General features: G+C 62.8%; 26 protein-coding genes, 1 tRNA gene and 1 pseudogene. 15 read left to right on the top strand and 13 right to left on the bottom strand.

The features are described 5' to 3' along the window. Window positions 1–16: 16 nt before the first annotated feature. Both NYQ88_RS08975 and NYQ88_RS08970 read left to right on the top strand, forming a co-directional pair. Window positions 17–409, top strand: coding sequence for a DUF6152 family protein (locus tag NYQ88_RS08975; RefSeq protein ID WP_275654588.1), 393 nt, complete (start codon window positions 17–19; stop codon window positions 407–409). A 3-nt stretch (window positions 410–412) separates the two neighbouring features. Continuing rightward, window positions 413–877, top strand: coding sequence for a DUF6644 family protein (locus NYQ88_RS08970; RefSeq protein ID WP_275654587.1), 465 nt, complete (start codon window positions 413–415; stop codon window positions 875–877). A gap of 15 nt (window positions 878–892) precedes the next feature. Here the strand turns inward: NYQ88_RS08970 and gndA are convergent, their stop codons facing one another. Further along, window positions 893–2,311, bottom strand: coding sequence for an NADP-dependent phosphogluconate dehydrogenase (gene gndA, locus NYQ88_RS08965; protein WP_275654586.1), 1,419 nt, complete (start codon window positions 2,309–2,311; stop codon window positions 893–895). A 215-nt stretch (window positions 2,312–2,526) separates the two neighbouring features. Between gndA and NYQ88_RS08960 the strand changes: the two genes are divergently transcribed. Both NYQ88_RS08960 and NYQ88_RS08955 read left to right on the top strand, forming a co-directional pair. Then, window positions 2,527–3,297: an SDR family oxidoreductase gene (locus NYQ88_RS08960; protein WP_275654585.1), complete on the top strand. Its 771-nt coding sequence runs from the start codon at window positions 2,527–2,529 to the stop codon at window positions 3,295–3,297. Continuing rightward, complete coding sequence (locus tag NYQ88_RS08955; protein ID WP_275654584.1) at window positions 3,272–3,832, top strand: gluconokinase; 561 nt, start codon at window positions 3,272–3,274, stop codon at window positions 3,830–3,832. Before NYQ88_RS08960 ends, NYQ88_RS08955 begins: the two co-directional genes overlap by 26 nt. A gap of 1 nt (window position 3,833) precedes the next feature. On the opposite strand, the gene NYQ88_RS08950 is transcribed toward NYQ88_RS08955, so the two are convergent. The 3 genes from NYQ88_RS08950 to NYQ88_RS08940 form a co-directional block, all read right to left on the bottom strand. After that, window positions 3,834–4,409, bottom strand: a complete 576-nt coding sequence (locus tag NYQ88_RS08950) for a hypothetical protein (RefSeq protein WP_275654583.1) — start codon at window positions 4,407–4,409, stop codon at window positions 3,834–3,836. Window positions 4,410–4,520: 111 nt separating this feature from the next. Beyond that, entirely contained in the window at window positions 4,521–4,994 is a 474-nt protein-coding gene (locus NYQ88_RS08945) for a CYTH domain-containing protein (RefSeq protein WP_275654582.1), read from the bottom strand. A 2-nt stretch (window positions 4,995–4,996) separates the two neighbouring features. Next, window positions 4,997–5,533, bottom strand: coding sequence for a methylated-DNA--[protein]-cysteine S-methyltransferase (locus tag NYQ88_RS08940; RefSeq protein ID WP_275654581.1), 537 nt, complete (start codon window positions 5,531–5,533; stop codon window positions 4,997–4,999). 118 nt (window positions 5,534–5,651) lie between these two features. Between NYQ88_RS08940 and NYQ88_RS08935 the strand changes: the two genes are divergently transcribed. Next, a complete protein-coding gene (locus NYQ88_RS08935; protein WP_275654580.1) occupies window positions 5,652–6,179 on the top strand; it encodes a dihydrofolate reductase family protein in 528 nt (175 codons plus the stop codon). 50 nt (window positions 6,180–6,229) lie between these two features. Here NYQ88_RS08935 and NYQ88_RS08930 read toward each other — a convergent pair whose 3' ends face one another. Next, complete coding sequence (locus NYQ88_RS08930) at window positions 6,230–6,412, bottom strand: CsbD family protein (RefSeq protein ID WP_275654579.1); 183 nt, start codon at window positions 6,410–6,412, stop codon at window positions 6,230–6,232. A 118-nt stretch (window positions 6,413–6,530) separates the two neighbouring features. On the opposite strand from NYQ88_RS08930, the gene NYQ88_RS08925 reads away from it, so the two are divergent. After that, entirely contained in the window at window positions 6,531–7,202 is a 672-nt protein-coding gene (locus tag NYQ88_RS08925) for an RluA family pseudouridine synthase (protein WP_275654883.1), read from the top strand. A gap of 192 nt (window positions 7,203–7,394) precedes the next feature. Here the strand turns inward: NYQ88_RS08925 and NYQ88_RS08920 are convergent, their stop codons facing one another. The 5 genes from NYQ88_RS08920 to NYQ88_RS08900 form a co-directional block, all read right to left on the bottom strand. Continuing rightward, window positions 7,395–7,682, bottom strand: a complete 288-nt coding sequence (locus NYQ88_RS08920; protein WP_275654578.1) for a hypothetical protein — start codon at window positions 7,680–7,682, stop codon at window positions 7,395–7,397. Beyond that, window positions 7,682–8,062 carry a RidA family protein gene (locus NYQ88_RS08915; protein ID WP_275654577.1) on the bottom strand — a complete coding sequence of 127 codons (381 nt, stop codon included), beginning with the start codon at window positions 8,060–8,062 and terminating at the stop codon, window positions 7,682–7,684. Before NYQ88_RS08915 ends, NYQ88_RS08920 begins: the two co-directional genes overlap by 1 nt. An 18-nt stretch (window positions 8,063–8,080) precedes the next feature. Next, window positions 8,081–8,163: transfer RNA gene (locus NYQ88_RS08910), tRNA-Leu, on the bottom strand. Between the two features lie 13 nt (window positions 8,164–8,176). Then, the gene (gene gpt, locus NYQ88_RS08905; RefSeq protein ID WP_275654576.1) at window positions 8,177–8,674 is read right to left on the bottom strand and encodes a xanthine phosphoribosyltransferase; all 498 of its coding nucleotides are present in this window, start codon (window positions 8,672–8,674) and stop codon (window positions 8,177–8,179) included. Between the two features lie 87 nt (window positions 8,675–8,761). Further along, the gene (locus NYQ88_RS08900) at window positions 8,762–9,532 is read right to left on the bottom strand and encodes a molybdopterin-binding protein (RefSeq protein ID WP_275654575.1); all 771 of its coding nucleotides are present in this window, start codon (window positions 9,530–9,532) and stop codon (window positions 8,762–8,764) included. A gap of 121 nt (window positions 9,533–9,653) precedes the next feature. Here NYQ88_RS08900 and map point away from each other — a divergent pair, with 121 nt between their 5' ends. Beyond that, window positions 9,654–10,490: a type I methionyl aminopeptidase gene (gene map / locus NYQ88_RS08895; protein ID WP_275654574.1), complete on the top strand. Its 837-nt coding sequence runs from the start codon at window positions 9,654–9,656 to the stop codon at window positions 10,488–10,490. Continuing rightward, window positions 10,487–11,208: pseudogene (gene radC / locus NYQ88_RS08890) on the top strand (DNA repair protein RadC). The gene map and the pseudogene radC overlap by 4 nt, the downstream one beginning before the upstream one ends. Here radC and NYQ88_RS08885 read toward each other — a convergent pair. Next, complete coding sequence (locus NYQ88_RS08885; protein WP_275654573.1) at window positions 11,200–12,450, bottom strand: GNAT family N-acetyltransferase; 1,251 nt, start codon at window positions 12,448–12,450, stop codon at window positions 11,200–11,202. The pseudogene radC and the gene NYQ88_RS08885 overlap by 9 nt on opposite strands. A 115-nt stretch (window positions 12,451–12,565) precedes the next feature. Then, window positions 12,566–13,300 carry a cytochrome c biogenesis protein CcdA gene (locus tag NYQ88_RS08880; RefSeq protein ID WP_345774623.1) on the bottom strand — a complete coding sequence of 245 codons (735 nt, stop codon included), beginning with the start codon at window positions 13,298–13,300 and terminating at the stop codon, window positions 12,566–12,568. Window positions 13,301–13,546: 246 nt separating this feature from the next. Between NYQ88_RS08880 and NYQ88_RS08875 the strand changes: the two genes are divergently transcribed. Continuing rightward, window positions 13,547–13,885: a hypothetical protein gene (locus NYQ88_RS08875; protein ID WP_275654572.1), complete on the top strand. Its 339-nt coding sequence runs from the start codon at window positions 13,547–13,549 to the stop codon at window positions 13,883–13,885. A 107-nt stretch (window positions 13,886–13,992) separates the two neighbouring features. On the opposite strand, the gene NYQ88_RS08870 is transcribed toward NYQ88_RS08875, so the two are convergent. Beyond that, window positions 13,993–14,586, bottom strand: coding sequence for a hypothetical protein (locus tag NYQ88_RS08870; protein ID WP_275654571.1), 594 nt, complete (start codon window positions 14,584–14,586; stop codon window positions 13,993–13,995). On the opposite strand from NYQ88_RS08870, the gene NYQ88_RS08865 reads away from it, so the two are divergent. The 6 genes from NYQ88_RS08865 to NYQ88_RS08845 all read left to right on the top strand — a co-directional run bounded on the left by NYQ88_RS08865 (window position 14,585) and on the right by NYQ88_RS08845 (window position 18,731). Then, window positions 14,585–15,571: a methyl-accepting chemotaxis protein gene (locus tag NYQ88_RS08865; protein WP_275654570.1), complete on the top strand. Its 987-nt coding sequence runs from the start codon at window positions 14,585–14,587 to the stop codon at window positions 15,569–15,571. The two genes, NYQ88_RS08870 and NYQ88_RS08865, sit on opposite strands and share 2 nt — an antisense overlap. A 113-nt stretch (window positions 15,572–15,684) precedes the next feature. Continuing rightward, window positions 15,685–16,365 carry a ribulose-phosphate 3-epimerase gene (gene rpe / locus NYQ88_RS08860; protein ID WP_275654569.1) on the top strand — a complete coding sequence of 227 codons (681 nt, stop codon included), beginning with the start codon at window positions 15,685–15,687 and terminating at the stop codon, window positions 16,363–16,365. A gap of 72 nt (window positions 16,366–16,437) precedes the next feature. Next, window positions 16,438–17,769: an adenylosuccinate lyase gene (gene purB, locus NYQ88_RS08855; protein ID WP_275654568.1), complete on the top strand. Its 1,332-nt coding sequence runs from the start codon at window positions 16,438–16,440 to the stop codon at window positions 17,767–17,769. Beyond that, window positions 17,766–18,314, top strand: coding sequence for an alpha/beta hydrolase (locus NYQ88_RS08850; RefSeq protein ID WP_275654567.1), 549 nt, complete (start codon window positions 17,766–17,768; stop codon window positions 18,312–18,314). Before purB ends, NYQ88_RS08850 begins: the two co-directional genes overlap by 4 nt. Next, window positions 18,311–18,520 (top strand): hypothetical protein, encoded by a 210-nt coding sequence (locus NYQ88_RS20775; protein ID WP_345774622.1) that lies wholly within the window; start codon window positions 18,311–18,313, stop codon window positions 18,518–18,520. The genes NYQ88_RS08850 and NYQ88_RS20775 overlap by 4 nt, the downstream gene beginning before the upstream one ends. After that, entirely contained in the window at window positions 18,450–18,731 is a 282-nt protein-coding gene (locus NYQ88_RS08845; protein ID WP_345774621.1) for a GNAT family N-acetyltransferase, read from the top strand. Before NYQ88_RS20775 ends, NYQ88_RS08845 begins: the two co-directional genes overlap by 71 nt. Window positions 18,732–18,843: the final 112 nt, after the last annotated feature.

Here is an 18,843-nt window from a genome sequence, read left to right as displayed (position 1 = left end):
ACGAGAGGAGGCAGTCATGGCCCTCAGTGGAATTGGCCGTCGGACCACCGTATTGGCGGGCGCCCTGATCGGCGCGGCAACGCTCGCCGGCACCGCCCTTGCCCATCACGGCTGGAGCTGGGCGGAAGCCGGAATGATCGAACTCACCGGCACGATTTCGTCGATCACCATTGCCCCGCCCCATCCGATCATCGAGGTGGACGCCGATGGCGAAATCTGGACGGTGGAGCTGGGCAATCCCGGCCTGACCGAACGCTCTGGCTTTGTCGAGGGTGTGGCTGAAGTGGGCGAGGAAATCATCGCGCTGGGCAATCGCGCCGAGGACGGCTCGACCCGCATGAAGGCGGTACGCATCACCATCGGCGAGGACGTCTACGACATTTATCCCGACCGCATTCCCGCCGAATAGCCGATGTGGGAGGCTCTGTCTCAGTGGCCGGGCGCCGTAGCGATGCGGCAGTCCTCGACGCTCTATATTTTCGTCAACGCCGGCCACATTCTTGCGATCGGGCTGATCCTCGGCCCGGTGCTGGCGCTCGACGCACGGCTCCTGGGTTTTTTCAGGCAGGTACCGCTCAGCGTGATCGGGCCCTATCTCGCCAACACCGCCAGGCTCGGCGTGGCGCTGGCACTTGTCACCGGCGCGGCATTGTTTTCCGTACGGCCTGCCGACTACATCGACAATTCGGCCTTTCTCATAAAGCTCTGCATTGTGGCGCTGGCAATTGCGAACGCCGTGCTGATCAATCGTGGGCGGGGATGGCGGGATGCCACCGCCGGAAAAGACATCGCCGCCAGCCTGCGGGTGCAGGCGGCGGCGAGTGGTGCATTGTGGATCGCGGCCCTGGTGGCGGGCCGCTGGATCGGGTTTATCTAGCCCTAAGTCGGCGACTTAATTCCCGAGCGTCGACGGCCAGGTGCCGTGCAGATCCTTGCCGCGACCGACGATCTCAAAACCGTGGGCGCCGAAGAAGTCGCGCTGGCCCTGCGTGAGATTGGCTGTGCCGAGCGCCTGGCGGTAGCTGTCGAAATAGCTCAGCGAGGCGGAGAGGCAGATCATCGGGAATTCGCCGACTGCCGCGGCGGCGACGACCTTGCGCAGCGCCGGGTGGCTGTCCTTCATGATCTCGACGAAGTCGGGAACGACGAGCAGGTTGACCGCTTCGCCCTTGGCATAAGCTGAGCTCATCTGGTCGAGGAAGCGCGAGCGGATGATGCAGCCGGCGCGCCAGATCTTTGCAATCGTGGCCAGCGGCAGCGACCAGCCGAATTCTTCCGAAGCCTTGGCGATGACGGCAAAGCCCTGGGCGTAGGACACGATCTTGCCGGCGAGGAGCGCCTTTTCAAGATCTTCCAGCGTCACATCTGTCTTGGCGCGGTTGGGCTTGCCATAGATAGCTTCGGCCGAAACGCGCTCATCCTTGCGGGAGGAGATGGAGCGGGCAGCGACGGCGCCCTCGATGGCGGTCGCCGGCACACCCATCTGCTGGGCGACAACGGCCGACCACATGCCGGTGCCCTTCTGGCCGGCCTTGTCGAGGATGAGATCAACCAGCGGCTGGCCGGTTTCGCCGTCGACGGCGTCCAGCACGTGGCCGGTGATTTCGATCAGGTAGGAATTGAGCGGACCCTTGTTCCATTCCTTGAAGACTTCAGCGCAGGCCTTTGGCGTCATGCCCAGACCGTCACGCATCACGCCATAGATCTCGGCGATCATCTGCATGTCGCCATATTCGATCCCGTTATGGATCATCTTGACGAAATGGCCGGCGCCACCTTCCCCCAGATAGGCGCAGCAGCTTTCGCCATTGAACTGCGCCGCAATGGCGGTGAGGACCGCCTCGGCATTGTGCCATTGCTCCTTGGAGCCGCCGACCATGATCGACGGGCCGTGGCGGGCACCCTCTTCACCGCCGGAAACGCCGACGCCGAGATAGCCAATATTCTTGGGCTTGAGGTAGTCGAAGCGGCGCTGCGTGTCGGTATAGAGCGAGTTGCCGCACTCGATGATGGCATCGCCCGGCTCGAGATGGGGCAGCAGCTGCTCGATCATGTCGTCGACCGGCTGCCCAGCCTTGACCATGATGATGATGGAGCGCGGCGCCTTCACCGTCTGCACGAAGTCGGCAAGGTCATATTTCGGGATGGTCTTGCCATCCAGGCCCTGCGCCTTGGCATCGGCCATGTGCTCATCGATGCGACCGGCCGACCGGTTGTGGACGGCCACGGTGTAGCCCTTTTCGGCGATGTTGAGCGCCAGGTTGGAACCCATTACCGCCAGGCCAATCAGGCCGATATCCGCAGTCGACATACATACAGTCCTTCCGAAGACAAATTCTGTCCAGTCAAGCGCACAATGGGCGCGACACGTGCGGCAAATGACCACAATCTGACCGGAGATGAAAGGCCTTGGAATGCATAAATTGGCGAAAACCGCCATCTTGTATGGAAGATTTAACGCTTGGCTTGCATTCCGTTCGCCCCACTGGATAAGTGACGTCACACTTTACGTGGGGGGCCAATTGAATGCTGCTGTCTAACCCATTTGACCTTTCAGGACAACGTGCGCTGATCACCGGGTCGAGCCGCGGGCTGGGCTATGCCATGGCGCGAGGACTGGCCCAGGCGGGGGCGAGCGTGGTGCTCAATGGTCGCGACAATGTCGCGCTCGGCAATGCCGCAGCCGATCTCGCAGCGGAAGGCGCCAATGTGACGGCGCTGGCCTTTGACGTGACCAGCCCCGACAGTGTCGAGGCGGCGATCGACCACTGCGAGAGCGAAATCGGCCCGATCGACATTCTGGTCAACAACGCGGGCATACAGATTCGCGGATCACTGGAGAATTTTCGCCACGACGATTTCGAGCGCATGCTGTCGGCCCATGTGGTCTCGACCTTCAGCGTCAGCCAGATGGTCGCGCGGCACATGATTGGCCGCGGACGGGGCAAGATCATCAACATCTGCTCGGTGCTGACCAATGTGGCGCGCCCCACGGTTGCGCCCTATAGTGCAGCCAAGGCGGCAATCGCCAATCTGACACGCGGCATGGCGGCGGACTGGGCCCCCAAGGGGCTCCATATCAACGCCATTGCGCCCGGCTATTTCAAAACCGAACTCAACCAGGCGCTGATGGCCAATCCAGAATTCAATGCCTGGGTCGAGAACCGCACACCCATGGGGCGCTGGGGAGACGTCGCGGAACTGGGACCAGTGGCCGTGTTCCTCGCATCCAACGCCTCCAGTTATATCAATGGACACATTCTTTATGTCGATGGCGCCTTCACCGCAGTCGTTTGAGCCCGCCCGCATCGTCATTGTGATGGGCGTCAGCTCCTCGGGCAAATCCACCGTGGGTGCAGCGCTCGGCCGGGCGCTGCACGCGCCTTTTCTCGATGGCGACAAATATCACCCTGCAGCCAATGTCGAGAAAATGCGGGCCGGCACACCCCTCACCGACGGAGATCGCTGGCCCTGGCTCGAGGCCCTCAGCGCCGCGCTCAAGGAAGCCGCCGATGGCAAGAAGGGTGTTGCTGTGGGTGCCTGCTCCGCGCTCAAGCGCAGCTATCGCGACTTCATCACCGAAAAGGCCGGCGAGCCGGTGCTCTTCGTTTATCTGCAGGGCAACCGCGAGGTCATCGGCGAGCGCATGGCCAAGCGCAGCCATGAGTATATGCCCACGAGCCTGCTCGACAGCCAGTTCGCGACACTGGAAGAGCCCGATCCGGCGCGTGAGAATGTGCAGATCGTGCCGGTCACCGATCCGGTCAACCGGATCGTGACGACGGTCACGGGCACGCTCACGCACCTCAAGAGTTTCAAGCGCTGGCAGTAGCTCAGTCGGCGGAGCGCGCCCGGGTCAGCCAGGCGCGGCCGCGCGGCGACAGATCGTAGCCGATCACGAGGCTCTCGGTGAGGCCGAGTGCCTTCAGCCGGCGCACGCTGTTCTTGAACTTGACCTTTTCCATGCCGAGAGTTTCGGCCAGCTCGTTCGCAGGCACACCGGGCCCCTCTTGGATGAGATCAAGGGCGCGGCGGGTCCAAGGATTTCCGCCGTCCATGCGGGCCAGCGTCTGGGAGATTTCATCGAACTCGGCGTCCGACAGCGCGTCGCTTTCGCGCAGCCCCACGCGCGGGTCCTCACCGAGATAGTGAAGGCGGATGCGGTAAAGCGTGCCCTCGCGCTTGCCCAGCATGGCATTGAGCTCGTCGCGCCCTGCAAAACCGGCGCGCGCCAGATCTTCAGGATCGACCGTCTTGATGCCCACCACATCCACCGCGTCGATGGCCAGGATCCCGGCAGAGGTCACGAGGGTCCCACCGGCCTTTACCGTCGGCTTCTCCCAGCGCCGAAACGCCGTGTCGACCTGTCCGGATACGATAGCCTCTAGGTCTTCGGCTGTGATCAGCATGGTCGTGTCTCCGTTCGAATCGTGGCCTGCATATCAGGCATGGTTGGCTGTCCCTTACGCCAAAGCCGCCGCATCGCCCACCTCTGGCAACCCATTCTGTCTCATGCCCTGTCAGATGATCGCGGGGACGCCCGGATTGCGCGACAGGCTGGCATTGGCGTAGCGGTCGTCGTGGCTGACTTCACGGCCCGCCCAGTCGGGTAGTGCGATGTCCTGGGCGGCATCGGTCAGTTCGACTTCGGCCATGATGAGACCGGCATGGCTGCCCTCGAAGACATCGACCTCCCAGGTGAGGCCGCCAAAGGGCACTTCGTAACGGCGTTTTTCGACAACTTCGGGGCGCGCCATTTCGAGCAGTGCCCTGCCCTCTTCGAGCGGCACGTCATATTCGAACTCCGCCCGGCTAATGCCTGTGGTGGGGCCCTTCAGCGTCAGGACCGCGCGGGCGTCATCGATGATGCGGATGCGGACCGTGGCCTTGGCATTGGTGGAGAGATAGCCCTGGCGCAGGGCCGAACTGCTGGTTGCCGCCCCGCGCCAGCCATCGCCGGTCACCAGGAACTTGCGCTCGATTTCAATGGCCATAGCTAAAATCCGAAATTCAACTGGCCCGGTGGCGCGCCAATGGTCACGCCCTCAAGGGCCAGCATTTTTTGCTTGGTTGCCGCCCCGCCGGGAGCTGAAAAGCCACCCGCCTTGCCATTGCTGGCCAGAACCCGGTGGCAGGGAATGACGAGCGGCATGGGATTGGCGCCCATGGCCTGCCCGACGGCGCGCGAGAGACCCACATCACCCAGCGCCCGCGCCATCTCGCCATAAGTGGTCACCTGCCCCCACCCGTAACCGAGAAGGAGCTGGTAGGCGCGGCGATGAAACTCCGGCAGGCCGGAGAGATCGAGCGGCACCCCGCTGAAATCTACCGCGATGCCATCGGCGTAGTCTTCGATCCGACCCATGAGGGTTTCGACCCAGATCGGCGGATCGCCCGCCTCGGCGCCGCCACGGCCCAGCCGCTCGCGCAGGGCGGCTTCGTCGTCATCGGGCAACAGCACACGGGCAAGACCGGTCTCGGTCCAGCCAAGGCCGAATACGCCCAGCGCGGTGGGAAAAGTCGTGGTCTCCATCGCTCCAGCATAGGCTTTTGAGGCGGGTCCCGCCAGCGGCGGAGCAGCATCACCGGCCGATGCTGACAGCTTCTGTCACCCGGCAAACGCTAAGAGACCGGGCAGAAGGGGAGAAAAAATGGCCAGGATTGTTGGATATATCGCCACGAGCCTCGATGGTTATATCGCCGATAGGCAGGAGAACCTCGACTGGTTGACCCAGCGCGCCGATCTAGATCTCGGCGAGCACCACTATGAGAGTTTCATCAGGTCCATCCGCACCGTAGTGATGGGCCGCTCGACCTATGACTGGGTAGCCGAGCATGGCGGGCCCTGGGCCTATGCGGACCAGCGCGTACTGGTGGTCACGTCGCGGCCGATTGAAGAGCCGAAAGGCACCCTCGAAACCCGCGAGAACGTCGATGATCTTGTTCGCGAACTGCGCGGCCTGGATGATGGGGACGTCTGGATGGTCGGCGGGGGCCGCCTGCAGATGGCCTTCATGGAACGCGGGGCGCTCGATGAACTCGAAATCTATGTGATCTCGGAAATCCTGGGGGGCGGCATCCCCCTGTTTCCGCCAACTGGGCTACGGAGCAGTCCGAAGCTGATCTCGGCCAAAGCGCTCGGGAGCGGGTGCGCGCGGTTCCACTACAGCTTCTCATAAAAAAGGCCCCGACAGATGTCGGGGCCTCTCCTTGTTCAGCTTGGGGCCGATCAATCGTCGAGGGCTTTGCGGACCTCATTCTTCACATCGCCGACCTTCTGCTGAACCTTGCCCTCGGCCTTGTCCAGCTTGCCTTCGGCCTGGAGCTTCGCATCGCCGGTAAGGCCGCCAACAGCGTCCTTGACTGCGCCCTTGATCTGCTTGCCAGCGCCGTCTACCTGATCCTTGTTCATGAGAACCTCCTTGGTGTTGAAACTTGCAGGGATAACTTCTGTTAAGCCCTGTTCGTTCCCTCAACAGATTGTGCACACCGGTTGGCGGAACCATCCGCAGTCTGGTACAGCCATGCCCATGCCCGGACCCATGCCCACACTGGTCGACTATTTTCCCCCGACCGATCCCTATCTCAATGTCCTTCACGTCGATGACGACATCCTTGTCGTCGACAAGCAGTCTGGCCTGCTCAGCGTGCCCGGCAAGGATCCCTCGCTGTGGGACTGCATCGAGCACCGGGCGCGCCAGACCTGGCCGACGGCCGGCATGTGCCACCGCCTCGACAAGGATACGTCCGGCGTATTGGTGATGGCGCTCAACAAGCGTGCTCATGGCCGCATCGGCAGCCAGTTCGAGCATCGCAAGACCACCAAGAGCTATGTCGCCCGGGTCGCCGGGATCATCGCCGAGGACACGGGCCTTATCGATCTGCCGCTCGCGACCGACTGGGAAAACAAGCCGCGCCAGCGTGTCGACTATGAGAACGGGCGCTCGGCGCAGACCGAATGGCAGGTGCTGGAACGCGAGGACAATGTCACCCGCGTTCGCCTCGTGCCGCTGACGGGACGGACGCACCAGCTGCGCGTTCACATGAAGGCTTTGGGCCATGTGATTCTGGGCGATGCGTTTTATGCCGATGGTGATGTGCTGCGCGCGGCCGACCGGCTGCAACTGCACGCTGCCGAACTTGGCTTCACCCATCCGACGACGGAAGAGTTCATGACCTTCGTCGCACCGACGCCATTTTGAATTTTTTGGTGACCGGACGCTGACCGCGTAGTCGGCGCCCCTCGCCGCTTGCTGCCCTGCAACCGAATAGTCACCACCCGGCCTCTCCGGGTGGTCCATGCTCCCGCAAAGACGGATTGCCCACACAAGCCGGGCAATGACGGTGCGGAGGGTGCGTTTTCTTTAGTCAGACGGTAACGGCTGAGGGACGCCCTACTCGGCGTCGCCGATATAGCCGACTTCGATCTTCTGGAAGACGCTGCCCTCTTTCATCGTGTCGAGCCAGCGGCGGAAATCAGCCACATCCTTGAAGCCGGCGCGTTGCGCCTCGGCCTCGGTGACATCATCGGGGCTCATGTCGGTGATCGCCTTGATGGCGAGGAGGCCGACCTTGGTCTTGAGCGTGCCCCCGGCCTTGACCGTCTGACGGTTCCAGCGCCGGAAGACCAGATCAACCTTGCCGGCCTTGATGTCCTCGAGCAGGTCGCGCTTGAGCAGCATCAGTCGAGAACCGCCGTTGCGGTCATTTCGATACGCAGGCCCTTGGCGAGCAGCTCCTTGACGACGACAGTGGCGCGGACCGGGAACGGCTGGGCGGTAAAGAACTCGCGATAGACCTTGTTCATGCCCGGCGCGTCGGCGCTGTCGATGAGGAAGATCTGGATCATAACGATGTTCGTCAGCGCACCGCCGGCCGCCTTCACGCCCATCTCCAGGTTCTGGATGCAGCGGCGCGCCTGCTCTTCGATGTCGCCGGTGAGGATTTCGCCGGTCACCGGATCTTCGGCGACGGCCACGAGCCAGACATGCTTGCCCGCACGCACCGCGTCATTGATGGGAGCCGAGGATGGCGCGACGCCGGTTGCAATAGGTTCAATCATGTCTGTCTCGTCAAAGTCTGGTGCGGGCGACGGGAATCGAACCCGTACGCCGAAGCGAGGGATTTTAAGTCCCTTGTGTCTACCAATTTCACCACGCCCGCATTGTCGGAAAGGTCAGTCGGTGCCGCCCGAAATCGGAGCGACATAGGCAACGTCGAGATCCCACGGGAAGAAGATCCAGGTATCCTGGCTCACTTCGGTGATGAAGGTATCGACCAGCTCGCGGCCCTTGGGCTTGGCATAGACGGTGGCAAAATGGGCGCCGGGAAGCATCTCGCGGACGACGCGGGCAGTGTTGCCGGTATCGACCAGATCGTCGACGATCAGAACCTTGCCGCCATTGGCAGCAAGCTCGAGCACCTGTGGGCTGATTTCCTTGAGCACCTTGATGCCGCTCTGGTTCTGATGGTCGTAGCTCTTGACCGAGACGGTTTCGACGGTGCGAATATTGAGTTCGCGCGCGACGATTGCTGCGGGCACGAGGCCACCGCGGGCAATGGCGACAACGGCGTCGAACGTACCCATGCCGGCCAGGCGCCAGGCCAGCGCGCGGCTGTCACGGTGGAACTGGTCCCAGGTGACGGGGAAGGACTTCTGGTTCGGATTGCTCAACGCATCTCTCCTTGGGCGGGGGTGGGCCAACGCCCTGAATCTGGATTTTTCGAGCCTGTCCTTAGCAAAGCTCGGGGCCGACGCCAATCATTGTGCGTCGGGCGGCGCGATTCCTGCTTTTGCATGTGCAGCGTCTACCATGGCGCGGACCTTCTCGGCGGCCTCGGCCAGCAGGGCTTCGTCGGCGCAGCGCAGCACGAGCTCGGTCATCACCCGGTCGCCACCCATCTGTGGATAGCTGCCCATCTTGACGTCCGGATACTGTTCCTGGAGCGCGGCCAATGGACCGCCGACCGTCCCCTCGCCCACCGCCGCCTTGACGGTGACCGACAGCACTTTCTTGCTGCCCTTGAGAGTGGGAGCCAGCGCTTCAAGCATGGCGCGCATGATGACTGGCACGCCGGCCATCACGTGGACATTGCCGATGCGGAAGCCAGGCGCGGCGCTGACGGAATTGACGATGAGATCGGCGCCCTCGGGAATACGCGCCATGCGCAGGCGTGCTTCATTCACCTCGGTTCCGGTCTGCTTCCAGCGCGCCTCGAGCATTTCGCGCGCCTGGGCATTGATCGGCAGGGCCACGCCGAAGGCCTTGGCGATGGCGTCGGCGGTGATGTCGTCGTGGGTGGGGCCAATGCCGCCCGTGGTGAAGACATAGGTATAGCGGGCGCGCAGGGCGTTGACCGCCTCGACAATGCTCTCTTCCACGTCGCTGACCACCCGAACTTCGGTCAGGTCGATCCCAAGATCGGTGCAGAAGTCGGCCACCGCGCCAATATTGACGTCCTTGGTGCGACCGGAGAGGATTTCGTCACCGATCACCAGAAGACCGGCAGTAACGCGGGATTGGCTCGACATTGGGCATTCCATCACTGTGGGCCCTGAGGAATGCTACCAGCGCAAGGTTGCGTCAAGCGGCTGGGGCCTTTTAATCCCGAAAGCAAATGACTAGGTTGGCCTTTGAATACCGGAGTTCTCTATGGTTACCTACGTCGAAGCGTCCACCCAGCCCCGCCGCACCCCAGGCATCATCCCGCTGCACGGCGAGGACGGTTTTGCCGGCATGCGCAAGGCCGGGCAGCTGACCGCCCAGGCGCTGGACATTTTGACCGAGTATGTCGAGCCGGGCGTGCCAACCGCCAAGCTCGACCAGATTGCCTATGAATTCGCGCGCGATAACGGCGCCCTGCCCGCCACCCTGTTCTACAAGGGGTTCCGGCATTCGCTCTGCACCTCGATCAATCACGTGGTGTGCCATGGCATTCCCGATGAACGCGGCCTGCGCGACGGCGACATCGTCAATATCGACCTCACCCTCATCGTCGACGGCTGGTATGGCGATTCGAGCCGGATGTACGCGGTGGGCGACATCAGCCGGAAGGCCGAGCGCCTGATCGAAGTCACCTATGCCAGCCTTGAAGCCGGCCTGGCCGCCGCGAAGCCGGGCAACACCACTGGCGACATCGGTGCTGCCATCCAGGCCGTGGCCGAGGGTCAGGACATGAGCGTGGTGCGCGACTTCGTCGGCCATGGCGTCGGCCGGCTGTTCCACGACGAGCCGAACATCCTCCATTTCGGCACCCCCGGAACAGGTGCGCCGCTCAAGCCCGGCATGATCTTCACCATCGAGCCGATGATCAATCTGGGCAAGCCGCACGTCAAAATCCTTTCCGATGGCTGGACCGCCGTGACCCGCGACCGGACCCTCTCGGCGCAGTGCGAGCACTCGATCGGCATCACCGAAACGGGCAATGAGATCTTCACGCTCTCCCCCGGAGGTCTCTTCAACCCGCTGGCGGCGCGGAGCAGCCAGTGAGCGAAGACAGGGCCAAATCGAAGGGCCTGTCTGAAGCGGTGGCCAAGCCGCACTATCTTGGCCACCGCGAAAGAGCGCGGGAGCGCTTCAATCTCCTCGGTGGCGCCGGTCTCGCCGACTACGAACTTCTCGAGCTTGTGCTCCACATGGCGAACCCCCAGCGCGACACCAAGGCGCTGGCCAAGGACCTCCTCGCCCGCTTCGGCTCGATCTCGGAAGTGCTGGGTGCGCCCCCTGCCCGTCTCGCCGAAGTGAAGGGGCTCGGCGAAACCTCCATCACCATCTCAAGGTCATGCAGGCCGTGGCGCAGCGCTATGGCCGCGACAAGGTCGACAAGGAAAAGCCGATCCTCTCGTCATGGACGCAGCTGATCGACTACTGCCACAACGCCATGGCCTATGAGACGGTGGAGCAGTTCCGCATCCTCTTTCTCGACAAGAAGAACCGGCTGATCGCCGATGAGGTGCAGCAGGTTGGCACCGTGGACCACACGCCGGTCTATCCCCGCGAAGTTATCCGGCGCACGCTGGAGCTCTCGGCAAGCGCGCTGATCCTTGTCCACAACCATCCCTCGGGCGACCCGGCGCCATCGGCTGCCGACGTGCGCATGGCCAAGGAAATCGCCGAGATCGCCAAGCCGATGGGAATTACCGTGCACGACCACATCATCATCGGTCGATCCGGACATGCTTCGCTCAAGGGGCTGAAATTATTCTGAAGCGGGACGGTTCGGGACCAGGCGGTCGGCAATCTGCCGGACATGGCGCAACCCATTCTTGATGGTCGGGTGGGCCTTGGCCCAGGCGCGCAGACGCTGAAAATTGCGGTGTAGCCCGACTGCAGCCTGACCCTTGCGGGTAATACCGACATAGTGCTGGCGCAGCGGCGTCTGCACATTGCACCAGTGGCGCTTTTCGTCGGTGAACCCCGAGCCCATGTCGAACATGGTAAAACCCGCGTCGAACACAGACTGCATGACCCGCAACAGACACTGCTTGCCGGGAGACCCGATCTGGATCTGCGGGTCGTCGCTCATCGAGGAGATGAGGCAGAACATGCGATCGCCATGGACGATGTTGTAGCGGACGGCGACGATTTCGCCATTGAGACGCAGCACGTGGAGGCGCACGTCCACCCCGGAGCCGGGCTGCATGGCGCGCAGGTAAAAGCCCACGAGATTGTCGCAGACGAAGATGTCGCGAATGCCCTGGGCGCGGAAGCGCGCAGACCGCTGGCGGAACATGACGCCGATGGCCTCGGTGCCCGCCAGTGGATCGGTAACCAGCTCAAAACCGATATCGCCAAGCGCGACGAGCCGGTCGCCCTGCTGCCGGTCATGCTTGCGGCGGGTCCGGCTGCGCTGCACCTGATCGCATTGCTCCCAGGAGGTGAACTCGGCCCGGTAGAGGGTCTCGACAGTGAGGGCTTCGCCCAGTTCGTCGAACAATCCCGTATAGCCGGCGATCTCGGTCGGAATGGAGCGGAGGTAGACAGCATCGGCGCCGTCGAGCTTGCCGATCATCTCCTGCCAGAGCGCGCGGCGCCCATCGGCGCCAAGACGCTCGAGAGCGGTGTAGTCTGAAATGGGTGCGTAGCAGCCGACATGGCTGCTGGGGAACCAGGTGTAGATGAAGAGCCCGTTCCGCCGACGCCGGTGGAGCGGCAGGAGCGCGATCGGGGCGCCGTCGAGGCGGGCCACAACATAGCGCTGATCGTCCTCGTCGATTTGTCGATCGGCGATCCAGAGGCGGATGAAGTCATAGCTCTGGCCCGGCGATTCGATGCGCTCGGCGGTGAGCGCGCGCCAGATGGCTTCGACATCTTCGATGCGGTTGGTGACGGAAACCGTCAGGGCGCCGCTAGATAGCGGCAAATCGCTGGCAGAAGCCGTTAATGCGCTCGGCGTCTCGTCGCCGAGACGCGCTATCGCCTCCTCACTTGCTCCGGCAGCCACCATCATTCTCGCCCTGTCCCTGCAGCAAGTGTGCCGCAGGCCGGTAAACCCGGACTGAACAATTTCAAATCAAAGCCAGCGCGCGCAAGAGATCAGGCGGACGGTTAAGCGCAGCTTACCGTCAGCCGAAAGTAGCCAGGACCGGGAATGTCTCGAGGAACCAGAAGGAAATGCGGGTGAAATTGCCGGTGAGGAACAAAACGCCAGTAACCACCAGCAGCCCGCCCATGATCTTCTCGACAGTGCGCAGGTGACGCTTGAAACTATCGAAGAAGGTGAGGAACGGCCCGATCGCCATGCCGGCGAGGAAGAAGGGAATGCCAAGTCCGAGCGAATACAGCCCAAGGAGGGATGCGCCTTCCCAGGCCGTCTCCTGGCTGGCCGCGACGGAGAGGATCGCCGCGAGCACCGGCCCGATGCACGGCGTCCAGCCGATGGCGAACGCGAGGCCGAGAAGAAACCCGCCCAGCGGCCCCGAGGCAACGCCGGGACCATTGTGGCGAATCTGCCGGTCCAGCAATGCGATGCGATAGACCCCCAGGAAATGGAGGCCCATGGCGATAATCACGACGCCCGCAACTGGCGTCAGGATCGGCAGGAGCTGACGGAACACCTGACCGAAGGCAGTCGCCGTGGCGCCAAGCGTGATGAAGACCACCGAAAAGCCGAGGATGAAGAACAGCGAGGTGATCGCCACCCGCAGCTGCAGCGGGCTGCCGGACTTGGACTCATCGCGGAACTGCTCAAAGCTCGCGCCGCTCATATAGGTAAGATAGGGCGGCACCAGCGGCAGTACGCAGGGGCTGAGAAAGCTCAGAACACCGGCCCCGATAATCAGAGGTAGGGAAAATTCCAAAATTGACGCTCCTGGTTGGGCCCCGGTGTAGCGGTATTGCCGCCCAATGCAATGAGCCCGTCTGCCGCATCGCATTAAATTGAGCGACCCTGACACCACCGCACCGGCCGCTAGTCCGCCCGGCGATGAGTACTGAAACAATGATTACAATGTTATTCAGTGTTTAGTCATACAGTCGAAGAACAGAATTTAGTCAGATCCAGACCCAGTGTTTAGCGTATCCCCGCAACAGCTTGGACTGTTCCGATGAAAACGCAGTCGACGTCGAAGAACGATATACTGCTCTCGGGCCTGCTTTCCTCGGCGGCCGCGCTGATGACTTTTCTATTTCTTGCCATCGGCCACCACCTGCCGCCCGACCAGGGTGAGTTTGGTGTCGTTTTTCCGCCATGGACGAGCGAAGCTGAAGCTGTGTCGGCGATAATCGACGCTGGCGGCGCGCTCGCCGGCGGTACGCGCTTTTCAAATGTCATCGTTGCCGTCGCCTCTGACCCCGAATTTGCCCAGCGGGTCCGGGACAACGGCGCCTGGCTCACCACGGCCGCCCGCGGCCTTTGCGGACAAATCGAAGGAGAGCAAGCATGAGTCTCGAGCTGTTCAGAACGAGGGTTCTTCTCGCCCTGACCGGGCTGGTCGCCATTCTGGCCATCGCCGCCGTGGCAACGGAATTCATTCGCTTTGGACAACTCGGATCAGGTTCGGCACTCGCTCTCGGCCTCGCTGCGCTGACGGCCGTCGGGCTGATCCTGGTGCGGCTGCGTCCGGCCGGGCGGCACCTCGTGGTCGCCGTCTTGATGGGGGAAATCGCCGCCGTGCTGATCGCCATGCGCGGCCACCCCATGCAGATCGATATGCACATGGCCTTCTTCGCGGCCCTCGCCATGTGCTCCCTGCTCTATGATATCCGCTCCATTCTCATCGGCACAGCTCTCGTCGCAGTGCACCATCTGGCGCTGGGGCTGCTGCTCAGCGACCTCGTCTTTTACGGCGCCGGTGGTCTCGACCGGATTCTCCTTCATGCGGTCATTCTCGTCGCCGAAGCGGCGGCGCTGATCTGGATGACCATCAACACCAATGCAGCACTCAGCATCGCCGACGAGCGGACCGAGGACGCTGCCATGAGCGCAGAGGAAGCGCGCGAAAGCGCAAGGCGGGCCAGCGAGACCGCCGAGGCCAGCGCCCGACAGGTCACCCAGATGGCGCAGCTGCAAAGCGAGTTCGCCATGGTGGTGGAAGAAGGCCTCGTCGGCGATTTCTCGCGGCGCCTTTCCGGTGACTACGGACATGAAGCACTCAACGACCTGGTTGGCGCCCACCAACAGGCTGGTCGACGAAATCGGCCGCGGTCTCGGCGCTACACTGGACGTGCTGCAGTCGATCGCCCGGGCCGACGTGACGCGGCGTGTCGAGGGCGAATTCCACGGCGTCTTCGCCGATCTTCAGGGCCACACCAATGCCGTGGCCGAAACACTGGGGGAGATCGTCGACCAGCTCAAGACCGCCTCGGCCTCCCTCAAACACGCCACAGCCGACATCCTCTCGGGCGCCAACGATCTTTCGGGGCGCACATCCCGCCAGAGCGCCACCATCATGCACACCTCCGACACTATCTCTGAACTGGCCAAGACGGTGGAGGCGAATGCTGAACAGGCGCGCGAGGCCAACGCCATGGCGCTGGAAGTCAGCCGTGCCGCCGATGCAGGCGGCCAGGTGATGCATCAGGCCAATGAGGCCATGCAGCGCATGACGGAATCGTCCAAGAAAGTGGCCGATATCGTCAAGCTGATCGACGACATCTCCTTCCAGACCAATCTACTGGCCCTCCACGCATCGGTGGAGGCGGCGCGCGCCGGCGAGGCTGGCAAGGGCTTTGCGGTCGTTGCCGTGGAAGTGCGGCGCCTCGCGCAGAGCGCCGCAGAAGCATCGGGCGAAATCAAGACGCTGATCGAGCAGAGTGCGGCAGACATCATGGGCGGCACCAAACTGGTCGCCGATGCCGCCGGCCAGCTCTCGGTCATGGTCGGGACAGCGCGAAGCAACATGACCATTATGGAGGTCATTGCCGAACACTGCAGCGGACAGGCACAGTCCGTCCTCGAGGTCAGCCAGGCCGTGCGCGCTATCGACGAGATGACCCAGCACAACGCCGCACTCGTCGAGCAGATCAACGCCTCGATCTCTCAGTCGGAGGCCCAGGCCAACGAGCTTGACCAGATCGTGGACATTTTCAGTACCGAGCCCGAAACGGCATCTCGCAGGTCGGTGGCCTGAGGCGGGCGTCGCCCCTCGCTTTGTCCAACCATTGTATAGCGGGGTAAGCCTTGCCCACGGCGCATACCGGCCCTATAGCAGCCTCATCTCCCCTTTTCTGAGAGCTGCCTGCCATGGCCAACCGCCCCATTCGCATCGCCCCATCTATTCTGTCGGCCGATTTCTCTCGGCTGGGCGATGAAGTGGCGGCCATTGTCGCCGGCGGCGCTGACTATATCCATATCGACGTGATGGACGGCCACTTCGTGCCGAACATCTCCTTTGGCGCTCCGATCATGAAGTCCGTGCGCGGCGTGACCGACAAGGTCTTCGACTGCCATTTGATGATCGCACCGGCCGATGCCTATCTGGCTGACTTCGCCAAGGGCGGCGCCGATATCATCACGGTCCACGCCGAGGCCGGCCCGCATCTGCACCGTTCGCTGCAGGCCATCCGCGCCCTTGGCAAGAAGGCCGGCGTGGCTCTCAACCCGGCAACGCCGGTTTCGGCAATCCAGCATGTGATCGACGATGTCGACCTGGTGCTGGTGATGAGCGTCAACCCGGGCTTTGGCGGGCAGAGCTTTATTCCCGACAGCCTCAACAAGATCCGCCAGGCCAAGGCGCTGATCGGCGGGCGCGATATCGATCTCGAAGTCGACGGTGGCGTGACCGCTGCCAATGCCGGCGAAGTCGCCAAGGCGGGCGCCAATGTGCTCGTGGCGGGCTCGGCCGTTTATGCCGGCAATGAACCCACGACCTACGCAGCGCGCATCAAGGCCATCCGTGATGCAGCCACCGGCATCATTGCCTGACAAATGTCACAGAGGCGGCCGAGAAAGGCTGCCTCCACCTGAATCAAATTCTCACCAGCCGAGGCTAACCCCATGATTCCGCGTTACTCCCGTCCCGAAATGGTGGCAAACTGGTCGGCCGAGACCCGCTTCGCGATCTGGTTCGAAATCGAGGCGCATGCGACCTCCAAGCTGGCAGAGCTCGGTGTCGTGCCCAAGGAAAGCGCCGACAAGATCTGGGAAGTGATGAACGCCCGCAAGGCCGAGCTGGGTGACTATGGCTTTGACGTCGAGCGCATCGACGAGATCGAGCGCACCACCAAGCACGACGTCATCGCCTTCCTGACACACCTGTCGGAAATCGTCGGCCCAGACGCCCGGTTCGTGCACCAGGGCATGACCTCCTCGGATATCCTCGACACCACGCTCTCCGTGCAGATGAAGCGTGCCGCCGATATCCTCATCGCCGATGTCGATGCGCTGCTCGAAGCCCTCAAGCGTCGTGCCTATGAGCACAAGAACACCATCACCATCGGTCGCAGCCACGGCATCCACGCCGAGCCGACCACTTTTGGCGTCAAGCTGGCCGAAGCCTATGCCGAGTTCACCCGCAACCGTGCGCGCCTCGTCGCCGCCCGCGATGAAATCGCCACCGCAGCCATTTCCGGCGCTATCGGCACCTTCGCCAATATCGACCCGTCGGTGGAAGAATATGTGGCGGAAAAGCTCGGCCTTTCGATCGAGCCGGTTTCAACCCAGGTGATCCCGCGCGATCGCCACGCCATGTTCTTTGCAACGCTGGGCGTCGTCGCCTCTTCCATCGAGCGCGTCGCAGTCGAAATCCGTCACCTGCAGCGCACCGAAGTGCTCGAAGCCGAGGAATATTTCTCCCCCGGCCAGAAGGGCTCGTCGGCCATGCCGCACAAGCGCAACCCGGTGCTGACCGAAAACCTCACCGGTCTTGCCCGCCTCGTGCGCGGCATGGTGACCCCGGCGCTCGAAAACGTCGCGCTGTGGCACGAACGCGATATCTCGCACTCCTCGGTCGAGCGCATGATCGGCCCCGACGCGACCGTCACCCTCGACTTCGCGCTGGCTCGCCTCACCGGCGTCATCGACAAGCTCGTCGTCTACCCGGAAAACATGCGCAAGAACCTCGACCTGCTCGGCGGCCTGCACAATTCGCAGCGCATGCTGCTCGCCCTCACCCAGGCCGGCTACAGCCGCGAAGACAGCTATGCGGCCGTCCAGCGCAACGCCATGAAGGTCTGGCAGCACAATGGCGACCGCGCCGGTCTCTTCGCAGCCAACCTCAAGGCTGACCCGGAAGTGACTCTGTCCGATGAACAAATCGACGCCATGTTCGACGACGCCTACCACCTCAAGCACGTCGACACGATCTTTGCCCGCGTGTTCGGAAAATGAAGCTCTCTGACGCCGACATCCTGATCATCCCCGGCCTGCACAATTCAGGACCGGGGCACTGGCAGCAGCGCTGGGCCGAGAAGATGCGCACCGCGTCCATCGTCGAGCAGGCTGATTTTGACGATCCGGATCCGGAGGATTGGGTCGACGCGATCGTCAAGGCCGTGGAGCTTGCTGAGCGGCCGGTGGTGATCGTCGCCCATTCGCTGGGCTGCATCGCAGTAGCAAAGGCCGCGGCGCAGCTCACAGACGGCAAGGTGAAGGGCGCGCTCCTCGTGTGCCCACCCGACGTCTATCGCGACAATGCACCCGAAGCCGTGCGGGATTTCGCACCGCTTCCGCGTGACCCCCTGCCCTTTCCGTCGCTGCTCGTGGCCTCCTCGACCGACTTCTATTGCGCGCTCGAAACGGCCGCCGACCTGGCAGGCGCCTGGGGCTCGGAATTTCACAATGCCGGTGAGGCGGGCCATATCAATCTCGACAGCGGCCATGGCCCCTGGCCCGAGGGCCTGATGATGTTCACCCGCCTCATGCAGCGGATATGACGGGCGGCTACACGATCACCCACCAGACGCCCGCAGTGGAGGACTATCTCCGGCTGCGGGTGGCTGCGGGGCTCAGCCCCAAGACCATCGAACAGGCCGAACTCGGGCTGCCCAAGAGCTGGTTCGCAGCCGGTGATGCTGGACGGTCGGGCCATCGGCATGGGCCGGATCATCGGCGATGGCGGCACCGCATTCCAGATCGTTGATATTGCGCTTGAACCCGAGCATCACGGCAAGGGATTGGGCAAGGCGATCATGTCGGCTCTCGCTGAACGCCTCCGCACCCACGCGCCAGAGGGCGCCTATGTGAGCCTAATCGCCGACGGCGATACCCGACACCTCTACGCAAAATATGGCTTTGACCCGGCAATGCCCGCGTCCATCGGCATGGCCATGACCGTGCGAAAGTCGCCCTGAGACCGGCAAGCGTGGAGCTGCCCGAAAGCCGTCAAAATTTCGCCTAAGACCAAGCAAAATAAGGCGTTTTGACCACTTTTCGGATTAAGTATTCTTAACTTGAGAAGGCAGC

The sequence above is a fragment of the Devosia sp. SD17-2 genome (genome assembly GCF_029201565.1).
In the GTDB taxonomy this organism is placed as follows: domain Bacteria; phylum Pseudomonadota; class Alphaproteobacteria; order Rhizobiales; family Devosiaceae; genus Devosia.
Note: the sequence above shows the minus strand (reverse complement) of the source record. Positions and strands in the feature narration are given on the sequence as shown.